The organism is Ruegeria sp. BF10 (genome assembly GCF_056538725.1).
This window is the reverse complement of the sequence record NZ_JBQFTR010000004.1, coordinates 143,965-167,065: the sequence shown is the minus strand read 5'-3', so window position 1 is coordinate 167,065 and position 23,101 is coordinate 143,965. Positions and strand designations below refer to the sequence as shown.

Sequence of the window (23,101 nt, the reverse complement as noted above, 5' to 3'; positions counted from 1 at the left end):
CCGGGTTGTCATCGCCTTTGCACAATTGTTGTACACACCGACCTGTTCACGCTAGCATCGGACAAAACAACTACGCAGGTGCCTCCCGTGAACAGTGAAACCAAACGCCCGCTTACCCTTCGTGATGTGTCCGAGGCTTCCGGTGTCTCAGAGATGACGGTGAGCCGGGTTCTGCGTAACAGGGGGGATGTTTCCGACGCCACCCGCACCCGCGTTCTGGCCGCCGCCAAAGAGCTGGGATATGTCCCCAACAAGATCGCGGGCGCGCTGGCATCCAGCCGGGTCAACCTGGTCGCGGTAATCATCCCCTCGCTTTCGAACATGGTATTTCCCGAGGTTATGACCGGCATCAATCAGGTGCTCGAAGATACCGAGTTACAACCCGTGGTAGGCGTGACGGATTATCTGCCCGAAAAAGAAGAAAAAGTGCTGTACGAGATGCTCTCGTGGCGCCCCTCGGGCGTGATCATTGCAGGGCTGGAACACACCGACGCGGCCCGCGCCATGCTGGATTCAGCGGGCATTCCCGTGGTCGAGATCATGGATACCGACGGCAAACCTGTCGACGCGATGGTGGGCATTTCACACCGCCGGGCCGGGCGCGAGATGGCGCAGGCGATTCTGAAGGCCGGGTATCAGCATATCGGCTTCATGGGTACCAAGATGCCGCTGGATCACCGAGCCCGAAAACGCTTTGAAGGGTTTACCGAAGTGCTGGGCAAACACGGGATCGAGATCGAAGATCGCGAGTTCTATTCCGGCGGCTCTGCCCTGGCCAAAGGGCGCGAGATGACGCAGGCCATGCTTGAACGGTCGCCAGATCTGGATTTCCTGTATTATTCCAACGACATGATCGGCGCTGGTGGTCTGTTGTACCTGCTGGAACAGGGCGTGGATATTCCGGGGCAGATCGGTCTGGCCGGGTTCAACAACGTGGAACTTTTGCAGGGTCTGCCGCGAAAACTGGCGACGATGGATGCCTGTCGTCTGGACATAGGACGTCAGGCCGCACAGATCATCGCTGAACGCCTGAAGGATCCGGAGTCTGAAATCGAGACACGGGTCACCCTGACCCCCAAGATCAGCTATGGCGATACTCTGAAACGACGATGAACACCCCCCTGAAACGGCTCGACAATCGGACGGCCCGGGCCATTTTCATGGATCGTCACGCTTTGGCCGAACAGCCCGCGGGCGCGGCCAAGGGCGCCGGGCTTCTGGACCTTGTCCAGCGGCTGGGGTTCGTGCAGCTCGATAGCATCAACACGGTTGCCCGCGCCCATGACATGATCCTGTTTTCCCGACGGCCTGCGTATCGCAGCGCCAACCTGAAAAGGCTCTATGAAAGGGAAAAAGCGCTGTTCGAACACTGGACACATGATGCGGCCGTGATCCCGATGTCATTCTATCCGCACTGGCATCTGCGCTTTCAGCGTGATGCGGATCTCTTGAAGGCGCGATGGAAGAACTGGCGGCGGGATGGGTTCGAACAGCAGTTTGAGACTGTCTTGAAACACATCCGCGACCATGGACCAGTGTGTTCGTCAGACGTTGGCAAGGATGAAAAAAAAGGCTCGGGCGGTTGGTGGGACTGGCACCCGTCAAAAACCGCTTTGGAGTTTCTGTGGCGTTCCGGGGCCCTGACCGTCGTGGGTCGCGATGGGTTCAAGAAACGCTATGATCTGACTGAACGTGTGATTGAAACCCGCCTGTGCCCCGGGAACATGGCCTGTGATGCGACGGCGACCGTGGATTGGCTGTGCAACGCAGCGCTGGACCGGTTGGGGTTTGCCACGTCCGGAGAGCTGGCCGCGTTCTGGGATACGGTCAGCGCCGCCGAAGCCAAAAACTGGTGTGCCACGGCGTTGGCTCAGGGAAACATCGAAGAGATCGAAATCACTTGCGCCGATGGACGCCTGCGCAAAACCTTTGCCCGCCCTGATTTGATGGATCGGGCGGCCGACTTGCCGCAACCGCCCGGACGGATCCGAGTGCTCAGCCCGTTTGATCCCATGCTTCGGGACAGAAACCGGGCCGAGCGGCTGTTTGGCTTTCACTATCGCATCGAAGTTTTCGTGCCCGAAGCCAGGCGGACATATGGGTATTACGTCTTCCCTTTGCTTGAAGGTGATCGATTGATCGGCCGGATCGACATGAAGGCGCATCGCGATCGCGACCTGCTGCATGTCAAGGCACTCTGGCCCGAACGCGGGGTGCGATGGTCTGACGCCCGCAGCCGCCGCCTGAACGCCGAGCTGGAGCGGATACGCCGGCTGGCAGGCGTTGAACAGGTCGAATTCGCAAGGGGCTGGCTGAAAGACCCTAAATAGGGTTTATTCCGCGTCAGTCAGTGTCAGTTCGATCGGCTCCAGCCCGTCAATCTCTCCTGTTATCACGTCGCCGGGCACAACCGGGCCTACGCCGGCCGGTGTACCTGTCAGGATCAGATCGCCGGGGCGCAGATGGTAGAAACCGGACAGATGGCTGACGATTTCATCGATCTTCCAGATGAGCTCTTCCAAAGTAGCGTCCTGGCGCAGTTCACCGTTCACGCTCAACCGGATGTGTTTGGCATCGTCAGGCGACCAGTTTGTGGCAGGGGTCAGCGGCGCGAAGACTGCTCCGTTTTCGACATCTTTGCCCAGATCCCAAGGACGCTGTTTGTCCCGTTCTTGGAATTGCAGATCGCGGCGGGTCATGTCGAGCGCACAGCCATAGGCATAAACCGCATCCCAAGCCTGCGCGCCGGAGGCGCGAAACACCGGTTTTCCGATTGCCAGCGCCAGCTCCATTTCGTAATGGTAATTCTTCGTCCCCGCCGGGTACGGAACCGTCGCGCCGGACAGGATCGCGTTTGGCGCGGACTTGGTGAAATAGAAGGGCGCATCGCGATCCACCTCATTCCCCATCTCTGCTGCGTGCGCGGCATAGTTTCGCCCGACGCAGAAAATGCGACCGACAGGGTACCCGGCTGTCTCGCCGACGACAGGGATGGTTAAGGGATCGGGAAGGGAAAACAGGCTGTTTGACATCGTGGTTCCTGAATTTTTCATCGCTGCCATCTTACGCCTGCCAGAGCTGCCAGCAAGCGGGGAATGCACGCTGGATTTCGCCAGTATCCACGAGTTGTTTCAGCGCGAACCTGCTCAATTCTGACCTGAACGGCCAGTGCCGTTCCAAAGCAGCTTCACATCCGTCTTTATTGATGCACCGGAACTTGGGCAGATCGGAAATTAACTTGGCTCTGGCGCAAGTCGGGCTAGGTTTTGAATTGGAATTGCAGGGTGCATCCATCTTGAGGGGTGCGAAGGCAGCAAAACACCGCGCATGCGGAGGCATTCGGCCAGTATGACGCAAAGTCATCCCTTGCGGGACCGGTTTTCGTTCGGCAATTGCCCAAGTCTGTTTCGGAGAGCATGGGTGCAAGGCCTTTCCCCCAAAGGCCAAATAGCCCTAATCAGAGCCACATTTCCGGCTCGCCATATACTCCGATGCGCAGGCCGGACCGTCAGGCAAGGCGTGACGCAACCGGCCTCAGGCCAGGCCTAACCCAAATCCAAGTCTGGCCACCCCGTCGGAGATCGCCCCTAGAATCTCCGGCGGGGTCCTGGCAGATGACACAAGTGTTTTGCGACCGGCATCAGGTATCCAGGTCGTTCAACTCGTTCAGAAGGTCCAGCAACAGTTCGTGTTTTTCCGGCCCCAGGCGGGACCGAATGCGTTCCGCCTGCGCCATGCTGGCGGGCTGATTGGCGTGAATGATCTGAACGCCACGCTCGCCGATCTCGACAATCTGGCGACGCCGGTCCGCTGGATGGCATCGTCGGGAGATCAGGCCGCGATGCTCCAACTTCTGCAATATCCGTGTCAGGCTTGGCAACAATAGACAGGCTCGTTCGGCAATATGCGTGGGCTCCTGCGGGCCTTCTTCATTCAAAACCCGCAATACGCGCCACTGCTGTTCGGTGACACAGGCGTCGGCCAGCATTGCTCGGATGGGTCCCATAACCTTTTCCCGCGCCCGCAAAAGCGCAATAGGCAAAGATCGCGACGTCAGTGGGAGGTCGTCGGTCATGCCAAAATTATCGCCGAAATCCGTGATTTACGCAAGGGAACCCTCAGTTTTCGGTTTGAAGCACAAGAACCGCCGGAATGTCGCCACCCTTGCGTGACGCGCCTTTGCCGCCGTCGATCCGATGACGCCAAATTGCATTAAAACTGGACAATTTCGTGCCACGGAAGAAGATGAGGAAACGGCCACTTTCGCGACCACGTCGCGCCGAAGGTTTTGCAACAAAAGGAAACAATATGGCTGCGCAGCAGAACGCGTTCAAACAGGCTCTAAAAAAGGGAGAAATGCAGATCGGGTGCTGGATGAGCTTTGCGGAGCCCGTAGCGGCCGAGATGATGGGAACCGCGGGTTTTGATTGGTTGGTAATCGATGGAGAGCATGCCCCTAACGATATCCGGTCGATCCGGGACCAGCTTCTGGCCCTTGAAGCAAGCAATTCTCATGCGGTTGTGAGGGTCCCCGTGGGTGAGACTTGGCTGATCAAGATGGTTCTGGATGCGGGTGCTCAGACCATTCTGGTTCCGATCGTGGAAAGCGCCGCGCAGGCGCAAGAGCTGGTTCGGGCCTGCCGCTATCCCCCCGCCGGTGTCCGCGGCGTGGGCGCGATGGCATCGCGGGCGACGATGTACGGATCGGTCGGAGATTATATTCAGACCGCAGATCAGGAGATTTGCCTGTTGTTGCAGGTTGAAACCCGCGCCGGAATGGCTGCTCTGGACGACATTCTGGAGGTTGACGGCGTGGATGGCGTATTCATTGGCCCTGCCGATCTGTCGACCGATATGGGCCATCAGGGCAACAGTGCGGCGCCCGAGGTGCGAGAGGTTATCGGCGATGCACTGACCCGGATCAAGGCCGCAGGCAAAGCGCCGGGCATTCTGGCCACAAATGACGAGGCCCGGCAGGCATATCTGGATATGGGCGCACAGTTCTTGGCGGTTGGCATTGATGTGATGCTGCTGACGCAAACGGCACGTGATCTCGCCGCACGATGGAAAGCCGACTGAACGTTCAACGGACCATGGCCGCTGCGGCCTGGGCGTATCCGCCCGAGGCACCATCGACGAAATGAACATGATCGTCCCGCGTGGCCGACGGGACAAAACACGTCATCATCGCCTCGTCCTGCACGTGCAGACCGTATCGGATTTTGCCGCGCCCGCGCGCTTCTTCCAGCATCTGTTCGATCTGTCGCAAAGTGGCCGGATCACAATCCAATGTCATCTTCAGACCGTCATCAAACTTGCGGAAATCGGCATTGCTGCTGACCATATTCCTGTAATGTTCGGGTTCGAACTGTCCCAGCTTTTTACCAGTCTTGAAGAGTATCGCAATCAGCAGGTTCTGAATCAGAAGAACGAGCTTGTGCAAAAACAAATTTCTCCCGTTGCGCGAAACATGCGCGTCAATGTCGAGGCCGGGGGGCGGCCACGTCATGGGCGGACCATTCATCGGCACCGGGTGACCTGCGCGCTCCAGCTCTTCTGACGCAGACAGAACCAATTGCGAAAGGTCTGCAAAATCGCGTTCAGTTGCTGACGCGGTGGGTTCAACAACCAGTGACACGATCTGACCATGCCGCGCCGGGCTGTTGGACCATCTGCATGACAGGCCTGTCAGGTTCGGCTGCGCACCCGGTTCGGCAGGCGCGATCATATGACGACCCGCCTTCATCTCTGCCTCGGCCCAGGCCAATCCTCCGCCAGAAAACATGGCATAATCCACGCCGGAGGACGGAGCAAAACGGGCGACACGCAAGTCCCTGCCCGCTTTTCGGATTTCCGCCACCGATACCAGCGCCGCACGCAACGGCATGGAAAACTCCTCTTCCGCCCAGCGCCGCAAAGCTGAAAGAGTATCCCGCGCTGCTTCAACTTCGCTGGGGGGGACCGCAAACGCCGCCCCGTCGCCGCCAAAGACATAGGGAAACAACTTGCCGTCCATCGCGTTTATCATCGCCGAGATTACGGCAGCCCCAACGGTGTTGACGGTTTTGTATCGTCCCCGTGCGATCTCGCCGGTTGAATCGACAATGTCGGCGACCCCCAGAAACCAGTCGTCGGGCACCGGCGAAAACTGCGCCGGGTCTGCCAGGCGGGTGAAATCCCGCAACAGGGGCAGGTTTTCATAAAATGCAGAATGGAGGTCTTTCATTTTCCCCCTCGAAATCAAACTTCTGACAATGATAGCCGGAATGCGGCCCAAGTCCTGCTACTGAAACATAGTACACATGCTTGTGCGTTGCATCATTGCGTGCCAAGCATTCCCTTCGGATGAGCGGAAAAGAGGCGGGAAATGCAGGCGGGTTTGGTGGTTTTGTGCCTGGGCTATGTGCTCAGCCAGTTTTTCCGTGCATTTCTGGCTGTGCTCAGCCTGGATCTTGAACGCGACATCGGCGCCACACCCGAAGATCTGGCCTTTGCGTCGGGCCTTTGGTTTCTTGTGTTCGCTGCAATGCAAATCCCGGTTGGCTGGGCGCTGGACAAGGTTGGGCCCAGGCTGACCGCAGCCGCGCTTCTTCTGGTTGGTGGTGCAGGAGGATCCGCGATTTTTGCGGTCGCGACCTCACCGTTGCATGTCAGCGTTGCCATGGGCCTGATCGGCGTCGGGTGCTCTCCGGTTCTGATGGCATCCTATTTCATCTTTGCCCGCGAATACCCGCCCGCGAAATTCGCGACACTGGCCGCCGTCATGCTGGGCGTCGGCTCGGTGGGCAATCTCGTGGCCTCCTATCCGACTGCGCTTGCTGTCGAATGGATGGGATGGCGCGCCACCATGGTTGGGCTGGCCGTGATATCTGCTGCGATTGCTTTGGGTATTTGGCTGAGCCTGCGTGATCCCGCGAAGGTTGATACGGAACACAAGGGTACGCTGCTGGACCTGTTGAAAGAGCCTGCACTGTGGCTGATCATGCCCTTGATGCTGGTGGCCTATGCGCCCTCTGCCGCGCTGCGCGGGCTATGGGCCGGGCCGTATCTGAACGATGTCTTCGGGCTTAGCACCACCCAGATCGGCACCGCGACACTGGTCATGGGGTCTGCGATGATTGTCGGTACCTTTGTCTACGGACCGCTGGATCGCATATTTGGCACTCGGAAGTGGGTTATCTTCACGGGCAACGTGCTGGGCGTGGTGGCGCTGACCCTGCTTTGCGTGTGGATTGACCATACCACATGGCTGTCCGTTCTGCTGTTGGCCGTCATTGGGTTCACCGGGGCCAGCTTTCCGGTCATCATGGCCCATGGGCGGGCCTTCGTCCCCCCCCATCTGGTGGGCCGAGGCGTGACCCTGTTGAACCTTTTCGGGATCGGAGGGGTCGGCATTGCCCAATTTGTCACCGGGCGCATTCATGCCGCCACCGCTGAGATCGGGACAACCGCGCCCTATACCGCGATATTCGGGTTTTTTGCGGTAACCCTTGCCATCGGTTGCGTGATTTATCTATTCAGCCGGGATAATGTGGATTGAAGCAATTGCGGAGCAAGCCGTGCAGGAAATCGAGGTTATAGCGCCGAACCTGAAACACAGCCTCTCCGGCGTCACCACAACCGTCATCCGCCTGCTGCCGATCCAGAAGCATATGATCGGGATCGTTGCCACGGGACCCGGCCTGCCGGATGATCTGCCCCACATCCGATTGATCAAAGTTCCATTCCTTTCGAACAGGACGCCCCGGGTGTGGCATGCGCGGCGCAATACCGAAATGCTGATGGGTCTGTTTCTGAAACATGTGCTGCGACGCAATCTGAAACTGCTGTTCACTTCGGCTGCGCAACGAAATCATTCGGGGTTCACCAAGTGGCTGATCTCGAAGATGGATGCGCTGATCGCCACAACGCCGCAAGCGGCGTCGTTTCTGGAACATCCCGCAACCGTCATCATGCACGGTGTGAACACCGAACTGTTTCACCCGGTCGAGGACAAAACCGCCCTGCGGCAGAAACTGGGGCTGCCAGAAGGGACCTTGATCGGGTGTTTCGGGCGCATTCGACCTCAGAAAGGCGTCGATCTGCTGGTGGATGCGGCGATCGAGGTTCTGCCGAACCATCCCGACGCCAGCATAATATTCACCGGGCGCGCCACCAAAGAATTTGAAGCGTTCCAACGGGAACAGGAGGCCAAACTCAAAGCTGCCGGTCTGTCGGACCGGGTGCACTTCCTGGGCGAGCGTCCCTGGGAGGAGATCGTTGAAACCTACCGCGCCCTTGACCTGTTCGTGGCCCCGGCCCGTCACGAAGGGTTCGGCCTCACACCGCTTGAGGCGATGGCTTCCGGCGTGCCTGCAATCGCCTGCCACGGGGTTGGCGCGTTCAGCGCCCAGATCGAGGACGGGGAAACCGGCCGCTTGATCGAAAAGGACAACGCCGGGGCACTGGCCGAAGCACTGGAACAGATGCTGAGCGATCCGGACAAGCTGGTGCAATCCAGTCAGGCCGCAAGACAGCGTGTCGAGCAGCATTTTCGAATCGAAGGTGAGGCCGAGGCCATCGTGCGGGTCTATCGGTCTTTGCTGAACACAGGCGAAAACGCGCATTCGGGTTAAAATCGACGTCAATTCGGCCAATTCACCCGTGATAGCCCTTTTTTCTTCGCTGCAACGCGGCTATGAACGCGCGTCCTTAACATTGGAGACATGAAATGGGCTATCGCGTCGTTGTCGCCGGCGCCACGGGTAACGTGGGCCGCGAAATGCTGAACATCCTGGCGGAACGCCAGTTCCCGGTCGATGAACTTGCCGTGCTGGCAAGCCGTCGTTCGCTGGGGACCGAGGTGAGCTTTGGCGACAAGACACTGACCACCCAGGACATCGACACCTTCGACTTCACCGGCTGGGACATGGCACTGTTCGCCATCGGCTCGGACGCAACCAAGACCTATGCCCCCAAGGCGGCTGCGGCTGGCTGTGTGGTAATCGACAACTCGTCGCTGTATCGCTATGACCCGGACATTCCGCTGATCGTGCCGGAATGTAACCCTCAGGCGATCCACGACTACAAGAACAAGAACATCATCGCCAACCCGAACTGCTCGACCGCGCAGATGGTGGTGGCACTCAAGCCGCTGCATGACCGCGCCAAGATCAAGCGCGTCGTGGTCTCGACCTACCAGTCGGTGTCGGGCGCCGGTAAAGAAGGCATGGACGAGCTTTGGGATCAGACCAAGGCGATCTACAACCCGACAACGGACGTGCCGCCGAACAAGTTTCAGAAGCAGATCGCCTTCAACGTCATCCCGCAGATCGACGTCTTCATGGAAGACGGCTCGACCAAGGAAGAATGGAAGATGGTCGTCGAGACCAAGAAGATCGTCGACCCGTCGATCAAGGTCACCGCGACCTGCGTCCGCGTGCCGGTTTTCGTCGGCCATTCCGAGGCCGTGAACATCGAGTTCGAAGAGTTTCTGGACGAAGACGAAGCCCGCGACATCCTGCGCGAAGCACCGGGCATCATGGTGATCGACAAACGCGAAGCGGGTGGCTACGTGTCACCGATCGAATGCGCGGGCGATTTCGCCACGTTCATCAGCCGTATCCGCCAGGATTCGACCATCGAGAACGGTCTGAACCTGTGGTGCGTCAGCGACAACCTGCGCAAGGGCGCCGCCCTGAACGCGGTGCAGATCGCGGAACTTCTGGGCCGCGAGGTTCTGAAAAAGGGCTGACATCCCGATTTTCGCCAAGGCTTGAAAACCAGAAAACCCGCTGATTTTTCAGCGGGTTTTTTGATAAGTGCCAGGTTTGCGGGCTGGACGACCGTCGTGCGAATTCAACGGTCGTTTATCCAATTGCTCATGCTCTTGAGAACGCGTTGATGGAACTCGCCTTGCGCATCCTCTTCCGCAGACCCTTGGACCCATTCCAAATCCAAATTCAGTGCACCTACAGCTACGATTTTGCGCGCAACTTCGGGCGGGGTGGTTTCGTCAGCCGTTCCGTTCTTCCAATCGTGAAAGGCTGATGAGTATCGAACGACCGCTTTGCTGGCCGGCAAATCGAGCAACCCGCCCTCTGCAAAGAACGTTAAGCCATCACCCATCTCCTCTCCAATGAGTGTGAGCCTGTTTCCCAATCGATGTTTGAGGATGGCTACAAACACGATCGCTGCGGAAAACGTGAATTTATCGACAAGCACAACGATCTGCGTGTTTGCGCTTTCCGAGATCGCGTCGATCAAGGGCATCGTCAGAAGAAAGTCGCCCCCCGTGTTTCCGCGAACGTCGATCAAGAGCGGTTTGTTCGAGCAGGCGCGCACGCATTCCACTGCGGCTGAGATGGCTGCAAGCAGCGCAGTTTCGTTCGGATCAAAGAAGCTTGGCAACGCAATTGATAGCCCAAGGTCCTGCCAGTCCGTTATCTCCGCAAAAGCCTCAGGCTGCCAGGTTGGATCATCCTTGCCATGCTCGTTTCTGGGGTACAGCACGGATCCGGGAACGGTGTGTCCATTGGCCACTTTCAGATTCTTTATCTGTCCATTTTCGTCCCGCAGACGATACTCGGTCGTTCCGCTGCCTGACGCAAAACCCAAACGTGCCAGAGCGTACGGCCAAGCCAAAAGAATCGGTCCGATGACCCGTTTCCTTTGGTGCCTTCCCGCCAGAAACTGCTCAGCAGCGGCTTCAATCCGGCTCAGATCTGCGCCATTGACCGCTATCAGCTCTCCTCGAGGTGCGGTTATCTCTGGTGCCGCGCCGATGAGTTGCACGGAACGCCCTACGGTCACGAACCTCAGCGGCAGCACCTCGATCGCATCGTTCGGGATCAGCCGTGTGTGCCCATTGTCGGGAAGTGCCAATAGACGCATCGCTGACATCAGGAAGGCTTCGTTGGAGCCCTCCAAGGCGTGTCGCCGGGTTTCACAAATACAGCTGTCTATCACGGCCCTTTCGATCCTCCGAAAGCTGGGATCGGTTGGCAGCACAGTTTCCAAAATTTGGTTCAGATCTTCCGTGAGCGACATGTTTCACGGTGCGCATAGCCGCTCGTCAATGTCCAGATTGAGCTCAAGAGAGGACTATCAAATCCAAATCGGATTTGCTCTCAGTCTTGTCTGCCAGTCAAACTTCACCTCTACTTGTAGCTTCGAAAGAAACCTGTGCAGCCGCACAGTCTTGCCCGCGTTGAAAATCGCCAAGCTGTTGACAAAACCAGACACGCTTGCCACCTAAAACTGAACCTTGTTCGTGGCGGATGCCGGAAGTCCGGAAAAAATACTGCCCGGTGCAAGGCGGAAGAGGCAGGGCATGCAAATTTCGACCAGACGCAGGATTGCCAAGTCCCTGACCATCGGATGCACATGCGTTCTGATGGCACTGATCGTCATCGGCTTTACGGGGCAGGTCTTTGCCGTAGGAGATTCAATCGCTCTGCTCCGTCCTCAGGCTGGTGTTCTGCTTCTGGCCTGCGCCGTGATACTTCTTTTCATGCGTGCCAGATTTCTTGCATTGACCACCTTGGTCTTTGCCGGGGCGGCCATTGGATCCATCGCCGCCAGCGTTGCCGCGCCCTCGGACGATTGCAACGGATCCTGCCTGACGCTGTACCAGAAGAACCTCATGAGCAAAGCCTGGCCCCGGTATTCACTGGCCGAAGACATCATTGAGTCCAATGCACAGATCGTGACGTTGCAGGAAGTCTCCAGCCACAATCGCAAGTACATGAGCAACCTGTTCGAGCATTACCCCGAAAAGGCGATCTGTGAATTCCGCCCTGAACAAAACGTCGCCATCCTGACGACCTTGCCGATCGTCGAGAACTCCGAATTCTGTCTGCAAGGTTATGGGCTTGTGGGGTTACAGGTCAAAGCGCCCGGCGGTGATTTGATCTGGGTTGTTTCAGTTCATCTGAACTGGCCATTTCCTTACGACCAGTCCAGGCAAAGCCAGGTGATTGCCGACCGCATCAGCCAACTTGAAGGACCGGTTCTGATTGCCGGGGATTTCAACATGGTGCCCTGGGGCGAAAGCGTCAGACGGATCGGAGCGGCCGCAAACAACCAGAGCTTTGGAACCGTCCTGAACACCCACAACCTCGGCAGTTGGAAAATCCCATTGCCGATAGACAACCTTTTGTTCCCCAAAGGCACAACCGGAACGGTAGAGCTGCGCCCCTTCATGGGATCCGATCACCTGGGAAAGCTTGCCCGGTTTCGACTGGGCTAGGACTTCCGCAAAGCACACCGCCGCATGCTTCCATACAAACAAGCGGCCTAGCCTTGGGTTTCAACCAGTTCCTTCAGATTGGTCAGACCACGTTCATAGTCCTCGCCCACCCATGTATCCATCATCACCCCCATCCAGCGGGAGATAGGGTTGAGACCCAGATCCGAATCAAACCCCCAGGTCACTCTGGTTCCCGCCCCGTCAGGCTCAAGGATGAAGGACGCCGCGGCAGTACCCATCGGACCAAAATCAAGCGCCGTTCTGACCCGTTGGTTTTCCACGCTCTCGACGATTTCCTGTGATCCCGTGCCGACCTGCGGGTGATCCGACGCCCAGTTCAGAGTGTTCCCGACCCCGGCGGCAGGGCCGGAATACGTCAGTTTGGTTTCGGGATCGCGGTGCAGCCACGGAGACCACTTTTCGGTTTCCTGCATCGAATTCACGTAAGGAAAGATGGCTTTTGGCGGCGCATCGATCGCAATGCTACGCGAAACTTCTGCCTTTCCTGGCAACAGATAGGAAGCCGCGACCAGAACCAGAATGCAAACGACCAATCCTGCGAAGATGCGCTTGATGACTTTCATGGTAGGCTCCGATCTTCAAATGCAATGAGTGGAGTATACCAAAAACGGCTCTGAATCAGAGCCGCTATCTTTATCGTTTCGGATTTGCCGATGTGTTGTCGTCAGACCGGGACGAACTTTTTTTGGTAAGGGTCATAGCTTTCAAGCCCGCCTGCACCGATATCCGTCCACAAGCCGTGCAAGCTCAGCGCGCCTTGATCAACGGCTGACGAGACGAAGGGAAAGGTCATCAGGTTTTCCAGTGATGCGACGACCGATTGACGTTCGAACTGTCGTGCCTGTTCGACACTGTCTTCGATATCCGCGACCAGTTCGTATTTCGGCTTGAGAATATCCATCCAGCGACCAACAAAACTGTCCTTGGCATCCAGCTGCGGCGCCTGCCCCTTGCACATGTCGATACAGCCCTGCACGCCGCCGCATTGCGAATGCCCCAGCACGATCAAATGAGCGACCTTGAGCGCCGTTACAGCGTATTCGATCGCGGCGCTGGTGCCGTGGTGGTCCCCGTCCGGTGCATAGGGCGGCACCAGGTTGGCGATATTGCGGTGAATAAAGAAATCGCCCTGGTCAGCGCCGAACATGGACGTGACGTGAACCCGGCTGTCGCAGCAGGATATGACCATGGCGCGGGGGCGTTGCCCTTCATCGGCGAGACGGCGATACCAGACCTGGTTTTCCGAATATGTTGTGGCCTTCCAACCGTGATACCGTTTTACAAGGTAGCTCGGCAGAGGTTTGGCAAATTCCATTTCAATGTCCCCGTTCTTGTCGCTGAAGGATGATCTAAACCGAATTCAACGAAAATTCGAGCCATTATCCAGTTTCCCCGCAAGGTTTTGCAAAGGAATTTTCTGCCAGGATCAACACCGCGCCGTGGGGGCGTTTGAACTAGGGTGAATGTGGTGGAAAAGATTATCACGCTTGAACATAAGGAATCCGTCCGTCTGGACTCGGATCAACTGAGCGGGCTGTACCGGCAACTTGGCGACAAGAATGCGCTGGATGTTCTGTGTCGCACGGTCGAAGAGCTTGCCGTGCGCCTGTCAAACTGCGAACGCTACTGGCGTCAGCGCGAATGGGCGGACCTGCGCAAATGCGCCAGGTCACTGGTCGCTATATCCGAACAGATCGGGATGACGGCCCTGGCCCGGGTGGCGGGTGACGTGGCCCACACCGTCGATGCCGGTGACGCCGTTGCGGCGGGCGCGACGCTTGGGCGTTTGATCCGCGTGGGCGAACGATCGCTGACCGCCGTCTGGGACCAGCAGGACCTTTCCGTCTGACAGGGGTTGCGGGCAGATCATGCGCGGCTAGTCTGTGCGCAGAAACCATCAGCCGAGACGCCCATGACCCTGTCCTTCGCCCCATCCTCTGACCCGTCCATACCGCTTCATGTGATTGCGCAGCCGGATTTGGACAGTTGGTTGCAGGACCAGCCGGATACCGTCCGGGCCTGGGTTGCCGCAAGCGGGTTTACAGGTGCGATGGGGCAGACCCTGCTGGTGCCAGGCGCGCATGGCGTGGTTGATTTTGTGCTGGCCGGGTATGGAACAGAAGACAAGCGCGCGCGAAAAAGGTTCCCATTGGCCGCCGCAGCCATGGCATTGCCCGAAGGAACCTATCATATCGCGTCCGGAATTCCCGCTGATCGTCTGGAAATGGAGTGCTTTGGCTGGTTGATGACAGGTTACACCTTCGATCGCTACGCGTCTCAATCTGCTGGAACCGCGGCGCTGGTTGCGCCCGAAGGTGTCGACGCCAACCGTATCGAAGCGATGGCCAATGCCGAAGTTCTGACCCGCGATCTGGTGAATACGCCAGCCTCGGATATGGGTCCTGAGCAGTTGCAGCAGGCGGCCGAGGCTCTGGCCGGCGAATTCGGTGCCGCGTGCAGCGTGATCAGCGGCGCGGCCTTGCTGGAACAGAATTTCCCCATGATCCACACCGTAGGGCGCGCCGCCGAACAGGCCCCCCGGCTGATCGAGCTGAATTGGGGCAGCAGCGGCCCCAAGCTGACTCTGGTCGGCAAAGGGGTATGTTTCGATACGGGCGGATTGAACCTGAAACCGGGCGCATCCATGGGTCTGATGAAGAAAGACATGGGTGGCGCGGCCAATGTGCTGGGGTTGGCGCGGATGATCATGCAGCTGGGTTTTCCCCTGCAATTGAGGGTCCTGATACCGGCGGTCGAAAACGCGCTTGCCGGAAATGCCTTCCGTCCAGGCGACATCCTGACCTCTCGCAAGGGGCTGACGGTCGAGATCAACAATACGGATGCCGAAGGGCGTCTGGTGCTTGCTGATGCGCTGGCGCTGGCGGCTGAAGGAGAGCCCGATCTGGTGATCTCGATGGCGACGCTGACCGGGGCCGCCCGTGTGGCTGTGGGCCCCGATCTGGCACCGTTCTACACCGATGATCAGCGCTGCGCGTCTGCCCTGTCGCATGCCGCAGAGGCTTCGGCTGATCCGGTCTGGCGCATGCCGTTCCACACGCCCTATGAAGCGATGATTGGACCCGGTATCGCCGATCTGGACAACGCGCCGTCGGGCGGGTTTGCAGGGTCGATCACAGCCGCCCTGTTTCTGCGCAGGTTCGTGGGCGCATGCCGCTACATACACTTTGACATCTATTCCTGGCAGCCCAGCAAAGAACCGGGGCGCACCAAGGGCGGTCTGGGTCAGGGGCCACGTGCCGTTTTGGCGGCCTTGCCAGAGATATTGGGACTGTGACACGCCACCGCATATCCGCACCCGTTGTCGATTTGCTGCGCAGCCCAGACGGACCACGCGACCGGCAATTGTTGTTCGGTGATACGGTTCGGATCGAGGAAACAAAGTCAGGGTGGAACAGGGTCATCGCAGACAAAGACGGGTATACCGGCTGGTTGCGAACGGATCAGCTGACGGCGGATGCGCCTGCGACCCATTGGATCACGGCGCCTGCAACGCATGCCTACCAGGAAGCGGATTTCAAAAGCCGCGATCTGGTGTCGCTGAGTTTCGGAAGCAGAATCCAAGCCAGGACCGAGACGGACCGGTTTGTTGAAACCGAACTGGGTTATATCCCAAAGGTGCACACGGCGCCGATGACCGTAAAGCCTGACGACCCGGTCGAAGTGGCCAAGCTGTTTCTGGGCACACCCTATTTATGGGGCGGCAACAGCCGGTTCGGCATCGATTGTTCCGGGTTGGTGCAGGCAGGGCTTTTGGCTTGCGGCCTGCCTTGCCCCGGCGACAGCGGCGATCAGGAGCGCGCTTTGGGCAATACCGTGATCGAAGGGACCCCTGCGCAACGGGGTGATCTGTTGTTCTGGAAAGGGCATGTGGCCTGGGTTTCGGGCGACAACATGCTGCTGCATGCGAACGCCAGCCATATGGCGGTGGTATTCGAGCCAATGGATCAGGCGATCCACCGCATAATGGATCAGGGTGACGGGCCTGTGACAGCCCACAAAAGGCTCTAATCCGGGTTTACGGCCCGGATCAGCTTGCGCTCCAATACCCGCAGGACTGCTCGCAGATCGTGGCCGCGCTTCAGGATACGGCCATCCATACCTATGACGGAATACATTCCCTGTCTCGACCGCAGGCGCGGATGCTTTTCGACTCGGTAGATCGGGTGTTCCGCGGTGCGCCGGAAGATCGAGAACACCGCCATGTCGCGCAGGTTGGAAATGCCATAGTCGCGCCATTCCCCGGCGGCGACCATCCGACCGTAAACGGATAGGATTTGAGACATCTCATGCCGGTCGAAAGCCACGGGCATCTGCGCTGCGCTTGCCGAGAGCCGGCTGGGAGGCTGCATATTCATACCTTCAGCCTTGCCGGAAATCGTATTTGAATCAAGCCTGATGCGCTGTTGTCTTACAATTACGACACAAGTGTTACCGTCGGCCGACCTGACGGCAGATCAGGATTACAGGCAGCAGACCTACGGCCAGAATGACCAGCGAAGGCACAGCTGCGCCCTCCAATCTCTCGTCCGAGGCCAATCGATATGCCTGCACCGCCAACGTGTCGAAATTGAACGGGCGCATGATCAGCGTGGCCGGAAGCTCCTTCATCACGTCAACGAACACGATCAGCAGGGCCGTCAGCAGAGACGGGGTCAGAATGGGCAGGTGAACACGCCGCAGTGTTCCCAACGGCGTCTGACCAAGTGAGCGGGCTGCGGCATCCATATTGGCGTGCACCGTGCTTTGGCCACCCTCATATGCGCTGAGCGCAGCAGCCAGGAACCGCACCATGTAGGCAGCGACCAGCAGCCAGATCGAACCTGTAACCAACAGCCCCGTGGACACGTCGAAGGTCTGCCGCATCCACACATCCAGCGCGTTGTCAAAGCTCGCGAAGGGGACGATCAAACCAACCGCGATGACACCACCGGGCACGGCATATCCCAGACGCGCCATATAGGCGGTCGCAGACGAGGCGCGCCCCGGTCTCAGACGTTGAAAGAACCCGACGCTGATCGCCGCAAAAACGGTGATGACCGCCGCCGTACCAGCAAGGATCAGCGAATTCTGAATGAAGCCGATATAGCGCTGCGACAGCAGGTTCTGTTCGGATTCCAGGCCCATCTCGACCAAAATGATGACAGGCAGCAAAAATCCGAAAAGAACAGGTATCGCGCAAAGCAGGAATGCGCCACAGGCCCGCAGGCCCGTCAGATTTGCCGCCGGTTGCGCCACATGCTGTTTCCCGGCCTGATAGTATTTTGCCTTGCCGCGCTGGGTGCGCTCGGCCACGGCCATGATCAGGGCAAAGACCAGCAGGCACAGCGCAAGTTGTGCAGCCGCCGCTCGGTCGGCCATGGAAAACCAGCTTGTGTAGATCCCGGTGGCAAAGGTCTGCACGCCGAAATACGACACGGTTCCGAAATCAGCGATGGTCTCCATGACGGCCAGCAGAACGCCGCCTGCAATGGCAGGCCGCGCCATTGGCAGTGACACGCGCCGAAACGCCAGCCATGGATTGTTGCCCAGCGCCCGCGCCGCCAGAAATGCGGTCGCGCTTTGTTGCAGGAACGCAGCCCGCGCTAGAAGGTAGACATAAGGGTAAAGCACCAGGATCAACATGACCGCCGCACCCTCGGTCGAGCGGATTTCCGGGAACCAATAGTCGCGCGGGCCCCAACCGGTTACATCACGCAGCGTGCTTTGAACGATGCCCGGGTGATCCAGAATGAAGGTGTAGGCATAGGCAAGAACATAGGCCGGAAAGGCCAGCGGAAGGACCAGTGCGATCTCTAGAAACCGCACTCCGGGAAAACGGGTCATCGTTACCAGCCAGGCCGCCCCGGTGCCGATACTGAACGTACCCGCCGCGACCAACACCACCAGAATCAGGGTCGTCACGATATAGCCGGGCAGCACCGTCTCCATCAGGTGCGAGATTGTGTCCGTTCCCCCGGTCACAGCCGCCAGGACCACGGCGATCATGGGCAACAGACACGCGGCAGCCACGACATAGGCGATCCCCGCCAGCAGTCGGGTACCACGCACACCGCGATTGCGCGATCCATTCTGTGAAAACTCGATTTCGGCCATCATCCCGGCTTGTGATTGGCAAAGGCGAAGGGTCCGCCTTTAATCGACCAAAAAGCTCGGAAACACCAGTGCATCGGTCAACAAATCTGCGGCGCAAACTGCCGCAGACTTGAAAAAGGTCATTATTCGTAGACGCGCTGATCCTCGATCACCACCCCGTCCCGGGGAAGGGATCCGGGGGCCACGACCTCGATCGCGCCCTTCAGCTTCAACACCTCGGCCACCGACTTGGCGTATGCCGGGTCGTCACCGCGCGGGCTTTCAATCCGGACTGTCATCGTGTCCATCTCACCCTGACGGGCTGCGATAACGCGGGCTTTGACGATTTCCTCGTGTTTGTCGACCAGGGCCGCTACCTGTTCCGGGCGTACGAACATCCCCTTGATCTTGGTGGTCTGGTCGGCGCGCCCCATCCAGCCTTTGATCCGGGTATTGGTCCGGCCACAGGGTGAGACACCCGGCATGACGGCCGAAAGATCTCCGGTCGCAAAGCGGATCAACGGGTAATCCGGATTGAGAGAGGTCACGACAACCTCGCCCACTTCGCCCGGCGCTACCGGTGTACCGGTTCCGGGCGTCACGATTTCGACGATCACGTGTTCGTCGATGATCATCCCCTCCATCGCAGCGCTTTCATAGGCGATGTTACCCAGATCCGCCGTCGCATAGCATTGCAGGCACGAAATACCGCGATCCGCATATTCCTGACGCAGGGACGGGAACAGCGCGCCACCACCAACGGCGGCCTTGGAGAAATTCAGCGAAACGCCCATCTCGTCGGCCTTGTCCAGGATGACTTTCAGGTAATCAGGGGTGCCCGCATAGGCGGTGCAACCAACGTCACGCGCGGCTGTCACCTGCAATTCGGTCTGCCCGGTTCCCGCCGGCAGAACGGCAGCACCAACAGCGCGGGCACCGTTTTCAAAGATCATGCCTGCCGGTGTCAGGTGATAGCCAAAGCAGTTCTGGACGATATCACCAGCTGCAACACCAGCGGCGTGCAGGAACCGGCCCATGCGCCACCAATCGCGGTCAGTGCTGCCCGGTTCATAGATCGGACCGGGAGACTGGAACACGTGATGGAAGTGGCGCGCAGGCTTCACGGTGAACCCACCAAATGGGGGGCGCTCTGCCTGCGCGCGGATCAGGTCCGATTTGCGCAGCACCGGCAACATCGGCAAATCATCTGCCGAAACCACCTTGTTAGTGTCTGATTCAGAAAAATGTGCAGCAAACCCGGGGGCCGATGCCGCACGCTTGATCTGCTCTACCAGCGCTGCGGCCTGATCCGAAGCGCGTTCGTCCGCCGAGCGTGTTTCGAGTGCGTCGAAAAAGGTCATCGCCATATCCTCCATCCGCTCACAGCCACCTCTTGCGGCGGCGATAGGACCGCACGTCGCGAAAGCTTTTGCGGCCTTCGTCAGACATACCAAGGTAGAATTCCTTGACATCCGGGTTCTCGCGCAGTTCGGCGGCCGGGCCATCCATCACAACGCGCCCGGATTCCAGAATGTACCCGTAATGCGCAAACCGCAGGGCGACGTTTGTGTTCTGCTCGGCCAACAGGAAGGACACGCCCTCTTTCTCGTTGAGGTCCTTCACGATGCCGAAAATCTCTTCGACCAACTGCGGCGCGAGCCCCATCGAAGGTTCGTCCAGCAGGATCGTCTCGGGGCGCGACATCAATGCCCGGCCCATGGCAACCATCTGCTGCTCTCCACCCGACGTATAGCCGGCCTGCGAGCGGCGGCGTTCTTTCAGGCGGGGAAAGTAATTGTAGACCAGTTCCAGATCCCGCTGGATCGCCGCGCTGCCGTCCTTGCGGGTATAGGCACCCGTCAGCAGGTTTTCTTCGACCGTCAGGTGTTCGAAACAATGACGGCCTTCCATCACCTGAATCACGCCTTTTTCCACCAAAACGGCGGGGTCGCTTTCGTGTACGTTCTGGCCACGATACTTGATCGTGCCTTTCGTGACCTCGCCGCGTTCCGAATGCAGCAGGTTCGACACTGCCTTGAGCGTGGTCGTCTTGCCCGCGCCATTGCCCCCCAGCAAAGCCGTGATACCGCCCTTGGGCACAGTCAGGCTTACGCCCTTCAGCACGAGGATCACATGGTTGTAGATCACTTCGATATTGTTGACCTCAAGCAGGGTTTCCGCCTGCACGTCAGTGGTTTGTGCCGCATCCAGCATCAGCGCGTGTCCTCATGCCTGTCCCCTTCGGGACTATTCGTGAGGAGCGGCGGCAAACCGCCGCTCCGGTTGTCTGCACCGCCCCGGAATGTCCGGGGCGATGGGTTTATCATTCACAACGCGGTGTGATGTTGTTTTCAGCCGCATATGCGCCCGAGTCTTCTTCGATCAGCGCACTGATCACCTCGACATCGGTCGGTTTGAAATCCTGAACCGGGTTCCAGGTTCCTGCTGCCGCATCCCACTGAACGACGCCCACAAGGCCGGGGCCGCCATGGTTTTCACAGCTTACCGAGAATTCGGGTCCAAAACCTGCCATGCCCAGACCTTCCATCTTGGCATTGGTGATCTCCAGCGCTTCCATTCCGTCACGCATCATCGATGCGTCGATGTCGGCGGTTCCGTGCATCTCCTGCGCGGTCTTCACGGCTTCGGCCGCCAGCATCGCGGCATACAGACCGCGGTTGTACTGAACCGTTCCCAGCTGATCACCTGCGCCCGCGGCTTTGCCCGCATCCACAACGTACTTCTTCAGATCGTCATATACCGGATAGTCCATACCCAGGCCGGTGAAGGTCAACGCCTTATAGCCATTGGCTTTTTCACCTGCCGGCTCAACGTCGAATTCCGCGCCCGACCACCAGACACCGATGAAGTTTTCCATCGGGAAGCGGATGTTGGCGGCTTCCTGAACCGCAACCTGGTTCATGACGCCCCAGCCCCACATGATGACATAGTCAGGCTTTTCACGGCGGATCTGCAACCACTGCGACTTTTGCTCCTGACCGGGATGGTCAACGGGCAGCAGGGTCAGTTCATAGCCATGCTTTTCGGCCAGGGTTTCAAGCGTACGGATCGGCTCTTTGCCGTAGGCAGAGTTGTGATAGACCAGCGCAATCTTCTTGCCGCTCAGATCTCCGCCATTTTCATCCAGCAGATGGTTGATCGCGCCGGATGCACCGTTCCAATAGTTGGCCGGATAGTTGAACACATGGCTGAACACCTTGCCGTTGGCAGCCGAGGTCCGGCCATAACCCATCGTGTGAAGCGGGATACCGTCTGCCGTTACTTTCGGGATCAGCTGATAGGTGATGCCGGTTGACAGAGGCTGATAGACCAGCGCGCCTTCACCCTTGGTGGATTCATAACATTCCACACCTTTTTCGGTGTTATAGCCGGTTTCGCACTCGATAACCTTGGCCGGAACGCCACCGATACCGCCATCGCGTTCGTTCAGCAGGGTGAAATAGTCTGCATAGCCATCCGCGAACGGAATACCGCCCGCTGCGTATGGGCCAGTCCGGTAGCTGAGCGATGGAAACACCAGGTCGGCCATGACCGGACCTGCGGCCATCACGGCGCCCAGCGCCAGGGTTGCCAGTTTCTTGTTCATCGGGTGTGTCCTCCCTTGATTGATCCGATGTTGAGTTTCGGGCTTCGCACCCGTCTTTTCCTTGGGCCTGCCCCTTAGTGCGGGAACGGCCAGAGTCTGAGTTTCTCTTTCGCCACACGCCACAGCTGCGCCAGCCCGTGTGGTTCGAGGATCAGGAACATGATGATCAGCGCACCCACGATCACCAGGTTGAGGTGCGCCACGATGTCAGTGGGCCAGCCCAGCAAATCGACGCCGACAAGTTTCAGAACAACCGGCAGCAACACCAGGAAGGCGGCTCCGGCAAAGGATCCGAAAATAGACCCTAATCCGCCGATAATGACCATGAACAGCACCAGGAACGATTTCTGGATGCCGAACACCTCGCCAACCTCGACCGCGCCCAGATAGACCGCGAAGAACAGCGCGCCCGCGATGCCCACGAAGAACGAGCTTACGGCAAAGGCGGTCAGTTTCGCCTTGAGCGGGTTCACCCCGATGATCTCGGCGGCGATGTCCATGTCGCGGATCGCCATCCATGTCCGCCCTGTCGTACCGCGCGTCAAGTTGCGTGCAACGATGGCGCAGAAGGTCAGGAAAATCAGACAGAACAGATAGGTGGCCCAGGCCGATGCATTCGGACCAGTGATGATGATGCCGAACACATCCCGTTCCGGCGCGTTGATCTGCCCCGAGGCCGAATAGTTGTAGAACCACGGCACCCGGTTGAACAGCCAGACCAGAAAGAACTGCGCCGCCAGCGTCGCCACCGCAAGGTAGAACCCCTTGATCCGCAAGGATGGCAAGCCGAACAGCACACCGACGATGGCCGTTATCCCGCCGGCCAGCAACACGTGAACAAACATGCTGACATCCGGGAAAGCGGTCATCAGCTTGTAGCAGGCATAGGCCCCAACGGCCATGAACCCCCCGGTACCCAGGCTGACCTGCCCGCAATACCCCACCAGAATGTTCAAACCGATTGCCGCAATGGCATAGATCAGGAAAGGCAGCAGAAGTGCATTGGCCCAATAGTCGTTGATGATGAACGGAATGATCCCGAACGCTACGGCAAGGACGACATAGTACCGATACCGATCGAACTTGATCGGGAAAGTCTGGCTGTCATCCACGTAGGAGGTTTTGAAATCTCCGGCCTCACGATAGAACAT

22 protein-coding genes are annotated in these 23,101 nt (G+C 58.6%); 10 read left to right on the top strand and 12 right to left on the bottom strand.

Going from position 1 to position 23,101, the window contains the following annotated elements; translation table 11 throughout:
• Positions 1–87: 87 nt before the first annotated feature.
• Together ACR0DJ_RS15885 and ACR0DJ_RS15880 are read left to right on the top strand one after the other, a co-directional pair.
• Positions 88–1,113, top strand: a complete 1,026-nt coding sequence (locus ACR0DJ_RS15885) for a LacI family DNA-binding transcriptional regulator (RefSeq protein ID WP_170345755.1) — start codon at positions 88–90, stop codon at positions 1,111–1,113.
• On the top strand, positions 1,110–2,330 hold the full coding sequence (locus ACR0DJ_RS15880; RefSeq protein ID WP_480685600.1) for a winged helix-turn-helix domain-containing protein: 1,221 nt from the start codon (positions 1,110–1,112) through the stop codon (positions 2,328–2,330). The genes ACR0DJ_RS15885 and ACR0DJ_RS15880 overlap by 4 nt, the downstream gene beginning before the upstream one ends.
• Before the next feature lie 3 nt (positions 2,331–2,333).
• On the opposite strand, the gene ACR0DJ_RS15875 is transcribed toward ACR0DJ_RS15880, so the two are convergent.
• Together ACR0DJ_RS15875 and hpaR are read right to left on the bottom strand one after the other, a co-directional pair.
• Positions 2,334–3,032 (bottom strand): fumarylacetoacetate hydrolase family protein, encoded by a 699-nt coding sequence (locus ACR0DJ_RS15875; RefSeq protein ID WP_480685598.1) that lies wholly within the window; start codon positions 3,030–3,032, stop codon positions 2,334–2,336.
• Between the two features lie 608 nt (positions 3,033–3,640).
• Positions 3,641–4,075 carry a homoprotocatechuate degradation operon regulator HpaR gene (hpaR, locus tag ACR0DJ_RS15870; RefSeq protein ID WP_480685597.1) on the bottom strand — a complete coding sequence of 145 codons (435 nt, stop codon included), beginning with the start codon at positions 4,073–4,075 and terminating at the stop codon, positions 3,641–3,643.
• A gap of 233 nt (positions 4,076–4,308) precedes the next feature.
• On the opposite strand from hpaR, the gene ACR0DJ_RS15865 reads away from it, so the two are divergent.
• A complete protein-coding gene (locus ACR0DJ_RS15865; RefSeq protein WP_425079415.1) occupies positions 4,309–5,079 on the top strand; it encodes an HpcH/HpaI aldolase family protein in 771 nt (256 codons plus the stop codon).
• A 4-nt stretch (positions 5,080–5,083) separates the two neighbouring features.
• On the opposite strand, the gene ACR0DJ_RS15860 is transcribed toward ACR0DJ_RS15865, so the two are convergent.
• A complete protein-coding gene (locus ACR0DJ_RS15860; protein WP_425079416.1) occupies positions 5,084–6,226 on the bottom strand; it encodes a DUF3095 domain-containing protein in 1,143 nt (380 codons plus the stop codon).
• A gap of 141 nt (positions 6,227–6,367) precedes the next feature.
• On the opposite strand from ACR0DJ_RS15860, the gene ACR0DJ_RS15855 reads away from it, so the two are divergent.
• The 3 genes from ACR0DJ_RS15855 (at position 6,368) to ACR0DJ_RS15845 (ending at position 9,733) form a co-directional block, all read left to right on the top strand.
• Positions 6,368–7,540 (top strand): MFS transporter, encoded by a 1,173-nt coding sequence (locus ACR0DJ_RS15855; RefSeq protein WP_425079417.1) that lies wholly within the window; start codon positions 6,368–6,370, stop codon positions 7,538–7,540.
• Positions 7,530–8,615 carry a glycosyltransferase family 4 protein gene (locus ACR0DJ_RS15850; RefSeq protein WP_480686291.1) on the top strand — a complete coding sequence of 362 codons (1,086 nt, stop codon included), beginning with the start codon at positions 7,530–7,532 and terminating at the stop codon, positions 8,613–8,615. Before ACR0DJ_RS15855 ends, ACR0DJ_RS15850 begins: the two co-directional genes overlap by 11 nt.
• Before the next feature lie 95 nt (positions 8,616–8,710).
• The gene (locus ACR0DJ_RS15845) at positions 8,711–9,733 is read left to right on the top strand and encodes an aspartate-semialdehyde dehydrogenase (RefSeq protein WP_257599772.1); all 1,023 of its coding nucleotides are present in this window, start codon (positions 8,711–8,713) and stop codon (positions 9,731–9,733) included.
• Between the two features lie 104 nt (positions 9,734–9,837).
• On the opposite strand, the gene ACR0DJ_RS15840 is transcribed toward ACR0DJ_RS15845, so the two are convergent.
• Positions 9,838–11,028: a S41 family peptidase gene (locus ACR0DJ_RS15840; protein ID WP_480686290.1), complete on the bottom strand. Its 1,191-nt coding sequence runs from the start codon at positions 11,026–11,028 to the stop codon at positions 9,838–9,840.
• 283 nt (positions 11,029–11,311) lie between these two features.
• On the opposite strand from ACR0DJ_RS15840, the gene ACR0DJ_RS15835 reads away from it, so the two are divergent.
• Positions 11,312–12,229, top strand: a complete 918-nt coding sequence (locus tag ACR0DJ_RS15835; RefSeq protein ID WP_425079420.1) for an endonuclease/exonuclease/phosphatase family protein — start codon at positions 11,312–11,314, stop codon at positions 12,227–12,229.
• 47 nt (positions 12,230–12,276) lie between these two features.
• Here the strand turns inward: ACR0DJ_RS15835 and ACR0DJ_RS15830 are convergent, their stop codons facing one another.
• Positions 12,277–12,813 carry an SRPBCC family protein gene (locus ACR0DJ_RS15830; protein WP_480685592.1) on the bottom strand — a complete coding sequence of 179 codons (537 nt, stop codon included), beginning with the start codon at positions 12,811–12,813 and terminating at the stop codon, positions 12,277–12,279.
• 101 nt (positions 12,814–12,914) lie between these two features.
• On the bottom strand, positions 12,915–13,565 hold the full coding sequence (locus tag ACR0DJ_RS15825; RefSeq protein ID WP_170345767.1) for a carbonic anhydrase: 651 nt from the start codon (positions 13,563–13,565) through the stop codon (positions 12,915–12,917).
• A 144-nt stretch (positions 13,566–13,709) separates the two neighbouring features.
• Between ACR0DJ_RS15825 and ACR0DJ_RS15820 the strand changes: the two genes are divergently transcribed.
• From ACR0DJ_RS15820 to ACR0DJ_RS15810, 3 genes are all read left to right on the top strand, one after another.
• Positions 13,710–14,099, top strand: coding sequence for a hypothetical protein (locus ACR0DJ_RS15820; protein WP_170345768.1), 390 nt, complete (start codon positions 13,710–13,712; stop codon positions 14,097–14,099).
• Positions 14,100–14,162: 63 nt separating this feature from the next.
• Positions 14,163–15,545, top strand: a complete 1,383-nt coding sequence (locus ACR0DJ_RS15815) for a leucyl aminopeptidase family protein (RefSeq protein WP_480685590.1) — start codon at positions 14,163–14,165, stop codon at positions 15,543–15,545.
• Positions 15,542–16,279: a C40 family peptidase gene (locus ACR0DJ_RS15810; protein ID WP_480685589.1), complete on the top strand. Its 738-nt coding sequence runs from the start codon at positions 15,542–15,544 to the stop codon at positions 16,277–16,279. Before ACR0DJ_RS15815 ends, ACR0DJ_RS15810 begins: the two co-directional genes overlap by 4 nt.
• Here the strand turns inward: ACR0DJ_RS15810 and ACR0DJ_RS15805 are convergent.
• The 6 genes from ACR0DJ_RS15805 to ACR0DJ_RS15780 all read right to left on the bottom strand — a co-directional run bounded on the left by ACR0DJ_RS15805 (position 16,276) and on the right by ACR0DJ_RS15780 (position 23,101).
• A complete protein-coding gene (locus ACR0DJ_RS15805) occupies positions 16,276–16,626 on the bottom strand; it encodes a DUF2794 domain-containing protein (RefSeq protein ID WP_480685588.1) in 351 nt (116 codons plus the stop codon). The two genes, ACR0DJ_RS15810 and ACR0DJ_RS15805, sit on opposite strands and share 4 nt — an antisense overlap.
• A 73-nt stretch (positions 16,627–16,699) precedes the next feature.
• Positions 16,700–18,364, bottom strand: coding sequence for an ABC transporter permease (locus ACR0DJ_RS15800; protein WP_480685587.1), 1,665 nt, complete (start codon positions 18,362–18,364; stop codon positions 16,700–16,702).
• A gap of 122 nt (positions 18,365–18,486) precedes the next feature.
• A complete protein-coding gene (locus ACR0DJ_RS15795) occupies positions 18,487–19,704 on the bottom strand; it encodes a phenylacetate--CoA ligase family protein (RefSeq protein ID WP_170345772.1) in 1,218 nt (405 codons plus the stop codon).
• Positions 19,705–19,723: 19 nt separating this feature from the next.
• Positions 19,724–20,557: an ABC transporter ATP-binding protein gene (locus ACR0DJ_RS15790; RefSeq protein WP_257599764.1), complete on the bottom strand. Its 834-nt coding sequence runs from the start codon at positions 20,555–20,557 to the stop codon at positions 19,724–19,726.
• Between the two features lie 109 nt (positions 20,558–20,666).
• Positions 20,667–21,950 carry an ABC transporter substrate-binding protein gene (locus ACR0DJ_RS15785; RefSeq protein WP_257599763.1) on the bottom strand — a complete coding sequence of 428 codons (1,284 nt, stop codon included), beginning with the start codon at positions 21,948–21,950 and terminating at the stop codon, positions 20,667–20,669.
• A gap of 74 nt (positions 21,951–22,024) precedes the next feature.
• A complete protein-coding gene (locus ACR0DJ_RS15780; RefSeq protein WP_170345774.1) occupies positions 22,025–23,101 on the bottom strand; it encodes a branched-chain amino acid ABC transporter permease in 1,077 nt (358 codons plus the stop codon).

Excerpts from the sequence above, each read along its gene's own strand:
- ACR0DJ_RS15880 (WP_480685600.1), top strand. The coding sequence starts at position 1,110 with ATGAACACCCCCCTGAAACGGCTCGACAATCGGACGGCCCGGGCCATT.
- ACR0DJ_RS15795 (WP_170345772.1), bottom strand. The coding sequence starts at position 19,704 with ATGACCTTTTTCGACGCACTCGAAACACGCTCGGCGGACGAACGCGCT.
- ACR0DJ_RS15790 (WP_257599764.1), bottom strand. The coding sequence starts at position 20,557 with ATGCTGGATGCGGCACAAACCACTGACGTGCAGGCGGAAACCCTGCTT.
- ACR0DJ_RS15830 (WP_480685592.1), bottom strand. The coding sequence starts at position 12,813 with ATGAAAGTCATCAAGCGCATCTTCGCAGGATTGGTCGTTTGCATTCTG.
- ACR0DJ_RS15850 (WP_480686291.1), top strand. The coding sequence starts at position 7,530 with ATGTGGATTGAAGCAATTGCGGAGCAAGCCGTGCAGGAAATCGAGGTT.
- hpaR (WP_480685597.1), bottom strand. The coding sequence starts at position 4,075 with ATGACCGACGACCTCCCACTGACGTCGCGATCTTTGCCTATTGCGCTT.
- ACR0DJ_RS15785 (WP_257599763.1), bottom strand. The coding sequence starts at position 21,950 with ATGAACAAGAAACTGGCAACCCTGGCGCTGGGCGCCGTGATGGCCGCA.
- ACR0DJ_RS15780 (WP_170345774.1), bottom strand. The coding sequence starts at position 23,101 with ATGTTCTATCGTGAGGCCGGAGATTTCAAAACCTCCTACGTGGATGAC.
- ACR0DJ_RS15800 (WP_480685587.1), bottom strand. The coding sequence starts at position 18,364 with ATGGCCGAAATCGAGTTTTCACAGAATGGATCGCGCAATCGCGGTGTG.
- ACR0DJ_RS15840 (WP_480686290.1), bottom strand. The coding sequence starts at position 11,028 with ATGTCGCTCACGGAAGATCTGAACCAAATTTTGGAAACTGTGCTGCCA.
- ACR0DJ_RS15865 (WP_425079415.1), top strand. The coding sequence starts at position 4,309 with ATGGCTGCGCAGCAGAACGCGTTCAAACAGGCTCTAAAAAAGGGAGAA.
- ACR0DJ_RS15825 (WP_170345767.1), bottom strand. The coding sequence starts at position 13,565 with ATGGAATTTGCCAAACCTCTGCCGAGCTACCTTGTAAAACGGTATCAC.
- ACR0DJ_RS15845 (WP_257599772.1), top strand. The coding sequence starts at position 8,711 with ATGGGCTATCGCGTCGTTGTCGCCGGCGCCACGGGTAACGTGGGCCGC.
- ACR0DJ_RS15835 (WP_425079420.1), top strand. The coding sequence starts at position 11,312 with ATGCAAATTTCGACCAGACGCAGGATTGCCAAGTCCCTGACCATCGGA.
- ACR0DJ_RS15855 (WP_425079417.1), top strand. The coding sequence starts at position 6,368 with ATGCAGGCGGGTTTGGTGGTTTTGTGCCTGGGCTATGTGCTCAGCCAG.
- ACR0DJ_RS15860 (WP_425079416.1), bottom strand. The coding sequence starts at position 6,226 with ATGAAAGACCTCCATTCTGCATTTTATGAAAACCTGCCCCTGTTGCGG.
- ACR0DJ_RS15815 (WP_480685590.1), top strand. The coding sequence starts at position 14,163 with ATGACCCTGTCCTTCGCCCCATCCTCTGACCCGTCCATACCGCTTCAT.
- ACR0DJ_RS15805 (WP_480685588.1), bottom strand. The coding sequence starts at position 16,626 with ATGAATATGCAGCCTCCCAGCCGGCTCTCGGCAAGCGCAGCGCAGATG.
- ACR0DJ_RS15875 (WP_480685598.1), bottom strand. The coding sequence starts at position 3,032 with ATGTCAAACAGCCTGTTTTCCCTTCCCGATCCCTTAACCATCCCTGTC.